The sequence below is a fragment of the Staphylococcus sp. 231237_7MaSpsaltlick genome (genome assembly GCF_043107035.1).
Map to the genome: position 1 here is coordinate 1 of NZ_JBICNX010000057.1, position 5,327 is coordinate 5,327.

A 5,327-nucleotide genomic window follows, 5' to 3' on the forward strand; every position below is an offset into this window, starting at 1 on the left:
AGAATGGACTATAGAATTCAAACAAAATTATGGTATCAAATTTCTTATAGTCCTATTATTTGTAGGGATATTTAAACTAACTGCTACATGGATTCCAACTTTACTAAATTTCAAAGACAATAAATTGATAAGTATAATAGCTTATATAGGAGGAACCATTCTTTTTATTTATGGGAGCTTAAACACGATAAGTGGGTGGTTAAAACTATTAGGCGTTATTTCTGTTAATTTTAAGTTGAGTATTATAGGACAAACTTTCATTTGGGATCCTTTATTTTTATTATGGGGAATGGGGCTATTAATTTTCTTGAATTCTAAAAGAAAACTTCATTATTGAGTATTTAATAAAGAGTAGTCGAGAAATCTATACATTAGTGAGATAATTGAACATAAATATTTTTACTATATTTAAAAAGGGGACTAGTAAAGATGCGTAACAATAAAGAAGTACTGACATATGCTGAATTTGGCTCAAGAGAAGATGCTGATATATATTATAAAAGATTAGAGGAATTAGAAGATAATAAAGGCAGATATAAACTATCACTGTTATTAGTTATCCTAATTTTCGTTCTTGTTACAATAATAGTGCTTATTTGTTTACTGTATAAACGAGATAAACATATCCTTAAAGATTACTTTAAAGGGGCTAAACAAGGTCAATTCATCGATGATGAGGATGAATTAGCACATGATTTTACTGCTACTTTAAGAGAATTAGATAGGTAATTAATTAAAAATCACATAAAAAAAGAACCCAACTATTGGAGGTAGTTGAGTTCTTTAAAAGTATATAAGTCTTTTTGAAAGAAAATAAAAGATTTAATACCTATATAATATCTATAAATTATAAGATTTGCAAGTCACTATGGAATCATATTTCATAATTATTCGCTATTTTATCTTCTGCTCGTTCTACTAAGATATACAATGGAGTTTCTATCACTTCAGTTATTTCTAACAGTCTATATAGAGATATGGACTTATTTTTTCCTTTTTCAATATCACTGTAATATTGTCTTACAATCCGCATATCTTCAGCGATTTTATACTGGCTTATACCTTTTGATAATCTTTCTTCTTTAATTTCATTTAAAATATTTAATAACAATTGTTCTTCCTGAATTTCATACTTATAATAACAGGTTATGTTTTTTACAAAGTTAGAATTAACTCTATTATTAGCTTCGTATAATAAATCAGAAAGTGTGATATTTACATTATTTGCCAATTTAGAAATGATTAATAAAGATACTTTATTAATCTTGAAATTCTCTAATCGACTATAATATGGCGTAGATATACCTAATTTTTCAGATGCCTCTTTTTGAGTAATGCTCTGAGATTTTCGAACTTCTCCTATTATTTCTCCTACAGCCTTTATATATTTATCAATGTTTACGTTCACCATTTTAAAACCTCTGATAATTATAGATTTTTAATATAATTCCATCATACAGTAAATTAATCATTAAACATACAAAAACAATTAGCTATATACTCCATATCAAAAGAATTAAGTCAACGAAATATTGCTTTATTTACTGCCAATAATTTACCTTTTATGTTACAATAATCTCAACAAGTTTAATTCAACTAAAAATTACATAAAAAAAGAAACCCAACTATTGGTCGTAGTTGAGTTCCTTTGAAAGAAGACAAGTTCTTTACAAAATCTTTGTGTTATCAAGAGTTACGTCGCCAAACAATAACTCTTTCACCTTTGAAAGAAAAATTAACTACTTAAAAAGTGGCTAAAATTCTTCAAAAGATATTTAATTGATATCTACAGTATATCTTGATATGGCTTGATTTGCAACCAGATAAGATATTAAAAACGTTTCGTAACGATACTTTTGAGAATGCTTAAAGATGATTAATTGTGACTTCTTTCAAAGAGAACGGTTTCTTTTTGGGAGGAGTCTTTTATTATGGAAAAACAATTACAAACAAGAATATGTAGAGAGAATGACAAGAAAGCGTTACCTCACTTTAAATTATATAAATCGATATTATTTGAAGTTAAATATAAAGACGTACCATATCAAGCAAAAGCTATGTACACGAAATTAGCTAATAAATTAAGTAGAGGCGTAAAGTCAGAAGGTAAAGAACAATATTATGATGTTACAGGTAAACCATTTGTGAAATATACAATTAAAGAACTTGCAGATGAGTTTAATATCTCTGAATCTACTGCTAAAAGATATAAAAAAAGCTTAGTTAAATGTGGTTTGATTTCAACAAGTAAAAATGGCCAACAAATATATTTAAATAAGCCAGAAATCACTAAGGATAGTTTAACTTACAATAACGGTAAGAAACTATCTTATATGCACATGCCTAAGTTTTTAGAAACAAATGATAATTATAATAAAACTTCTACATTAGCAAGATTAGTTTACACAGTAGTAAAAGACCGCTTCACTTATACGTTATCTACAGTAAGTACAAAGAAAGACTCAAAATATAAAGATGAGCGTGGCCGAGTATTTTGTATTTTTCCAAATGAGGAATTAACAAATCTATTTGGTGTTCACAAAGATCAAATTAAAGCTGCTAAAGATGAGTTAATGGCTTTAGGTTTGTTAAAACAAGTAAGAGCAGGAATCAATAAACCATATAGACTTTATTTATATACACCATTGAGACATGAACAACTAACAGAGGAAGAAGTACAAGAAGAAATAGAAACAAAAAAATATGTACTTACACCACCAGAAAAATCTATAGGAGTTCACACGTACTATAACCAAGAGGTCAAAAAAGAAGATGCTAAGAGGTCAAATACAGGACTTAATAATACTCTTTATAATAATACTTCTCTTAATAATACAAGTACTAATGATATGTATGCTATGTATAAAGAGAGTGAAACAGTACAAACAGAACATGATTCAGAAGAAAACAAGAAGAATAATAAATTAAGATCTTTTAACTTCTCACCGTTATTACAAAAAACATTAACTAGTTTTACTTATAAAGAATTAGAAACAATATTAGGAATCATGGTTAAATCTAAAAATGAGTTTAATGACTACTATCATACAAGTTATTCATTAGAATCTTTAGATTTTGAACTTAAAGAGATGATTAAACGTGTTAAAGATAAAATGAGAGATGAAAATAAAGGGATTAGTAAGTTTAGAGGTTATCTTAAACAAAGTGTTCTTAATGAATTTAAAAAGTATGATATTAGTTTATATCAATCTGAATTAGAGTTATCAGGTGAAAAATGGATGGCTATAAGCCAAGAGAAATTAAATAATCAATATTCAAATTTTGGAAAACAAATTGATGCGACAGAAGAAGAGTTAGACGCTTTAGGTGTGGGTTAATAGCCTATCAGATATGGTATTATTATATACAGCATGTTATTTAAAAATATATTTATAGGGAGCGTGTTTAATTGGCGCATAATACATTTATTTCATACAAATATTCAGAAGCAAGAGACTTACGTAATCGTATCGTAGAAGCTTTAGGTGATGATGGTAGATTCTACAGAGGTGAAACTAGTACGTCTCCAGATTTGTCAGATAGAACGACTGAGTATATTAGAGAAAACTTAAAAGAGTTAATTTATCATACCTCAGTTACTATTGTTATCATCTCTCCAAAAATGAAAGAAAGTAATTGGATTGATTGGGAAATTGAATATGCATTAAAAGAAATCAAACGTGGAGATAGAAAATCAAGTATAAATGGTGTTCTTGGTGTTGTTATGAAATATAACAACGATTATTCATGGTTAAGATCTACTATATCTAAAAATGATGGTCATTCAGTAACTAGCACTGATACAACGTATCTATACGACATTATAAAGAATAATAGAGCTAATCAAACGCCACCAAAATATGTGTGTGAAAAATGTCAAAGTATAGATGCTTTAGAAGGTTCTTATATTTCATTGATTGACGAAGAAACTTTTTTTGAGAACCCAAATAAATACATAGATAACGCTTATAATAAAAGCAAAAATATAGATAATTATGATTTAAGAAGAACTAAATAATTATCAAATCTATAATTCATGAAAGAAGGGGTATAATTGTCATCGGAATCAGTTTCTATTAAAAAATTTGAAAAAGATATTTTAAACGAACTAAAAAATAATAATTTGAATGTTTTCGCTGGGGCGGGTTTATCTAGAGGTTCTGGTTTTGTAAATTGGAAGGAACTTTTGAAAGATATTGCTGAAGAAATAAGTCTAGATATTGATAAAGAACACGATTTAGTATCGGTTGCTCAATACTATGTTAATAAGAACGGACGACATACTATTAACGAGACTATAGTAAATGAATTTCAACAAAATTCTAGAAGAAATGAGACGTTGGATATTCTTTCAAGGTTACCTATCAGTACTTATTGGACTACTAATTATGACTCAATAATTGAAGATACACTAGGTCATATGGGAAAAATTGTAGATGTAAAAAAAGAAAAATCACAAGTAAAAATATTCAAACCTAACAGAGAAGTAGTACTTTATAAAATGCATGGAGACAAAGATTTTCCAAAAGATGCAGTTATAACAAGAGATGACTATGAAAGTTATAGTAGAAAGAGAGAACCTTTTATTACAAAGTTATAAGGGGAATTATTATCAAATATGTTTTTGTTTATAGGATTTAGTTTTGAAGATCCTAATCTTGAACAAATACTTAGTAAAATAAGAGTAGATTTAATTGAAGAGCAAGATGCACCCAAAAATCACTATTGTTTTTTTAAAAAAGTTAATCCAAGCGAAGATTATTATAAATTAAATAATGGTGAATATGATAATGAAGCTTATCAATATGATTTGATCAAACAAGAATTAAAAATTAAAGATTTAAAAAGATATGGTATACAAACTGTATTAGTAGATGACTATCCAGATATAACGGATATCTTAAAGGGTATTGAAGATAAATTTAAGGTGAATAATATATTTATATCAGGTAGTGCAGAAGCATACGGTAATTTCACCGAAAACCAAGCCAGCGATTTATTACATTCACTTTCTGCTGAATTAGTCGAAAACAATTATCATATAACGTCTGGCTTTGGTGTAGGTGTTGGAAGTTATGTTATTAATGGAGCTCTAGAAATGGGTTATCAAAAGCATCTTAAAACAGATGATTATTTAACATTACGCCCATTTCCTCAAAAATCATCTGGCCATAAAGATATAAAAGATCTTTGGAAAACTTATCGGGAAGATATCTTAGATAATAACGGTATTGCTATATTTGTATTTGGAAACAAATTATCAGATGGTAAAATTGTTAATGCCGACGGAGTGATGAAAGAATTTCAACTTGCTGAAGAACGTAATT

At 27.8% G+C, this 5,327-nt stretch carries 6 protein-coding genes and 1 pseudogene; 6 read left to right on the plus strand and 1 reads right to left on the minus strand.

Annotation, left to right across the window (positions count from 1 at the left end; genetic code table 11):
- Together ACF91D_RS29205 and ACF91D_RS29210 are read left to right on the plus strand one after the other, a co-directional pair.
- A partial coding sequence (locus ACF91D_RS29205; protein WP_392438225.1) for a DUF3995 domain-containing protein occupies positions 1-337 on the plus strand: 337 nt, incomplete at its 5' end.
- A 92-nt stretch (positions 338-429) separates the two neighbouring features.
- Positions 430-729: a hypothetical protein gene (locus ACF91D_RS29210; RefSeq protein ID WP_392438226.1), complete on the plus strand. Its 300-nt coding sequence runs from the start codon at positions 430-432 to the stop codon at positions 727-729.
- Positions 730-874: 145 nt separating this feature from the next.
- On the opposite strand, the gene ACF91D_RS29215 is transcribed toward ACF91D_RS29210, so the two are convergent.
- Entirely contained in the window at positions 875-1,411 is a 537-nt protein-coding gene (locus ACF91D_RS29215; protein WP_392438227.1) for a helix-turn-helix domain-containing protein, read from the minus strand.
- Positions 1,412-1,931: 520 nt separating this feature from the next.
- Between ACF91D_RS29215 and ACF91D_RS29220 the strand changes: the two genes are divergently transcribed.
- From ACF91D_RS29220 to ACF91D_RS29235, 4 genes and pseudogenes are all read left to right on the plus strand, one after another.
- Positions 1,932-3,338: a replication initiator protein A gene (locus ACF91D_RS29220; protein WP_392438228.1), complete on the plus strand. Its 1,407-nt coding sequence runs from the start codon at positions 1,932-1,934 to the stop codon at positions 3,336-3,338.
- A gap of 71 nt (positions 3,339-3,409) precedes the next feature.
- Entirely contained in the window at positions 3,410-4,018 is a 609-nt protein-coding gene (locus ACF91D_RS29225; protein ID WP_390334007.1) for a TIR domain-containing protein, read from the plus strand.
- 36 nt (positions 4,019-4,054) lie between these two features.
- Positions 4,055-4,600, plus strand: a complete 546-nt coding sequence (locus ACF91D_RS29230; protein ID WP_392438229.1) for an SIR2 family protein — start codon at positions 4,055-4,057, stop codon at positions 4,598-4,600.
- A gap of 18 nt (positions 4,601-4,618) precedes the next feature.
- Positions 4,619-5,327, plus strand: a pseudogene (locus ACF91D_RS29235) (hypothetical protein); the annotation flags it as partial.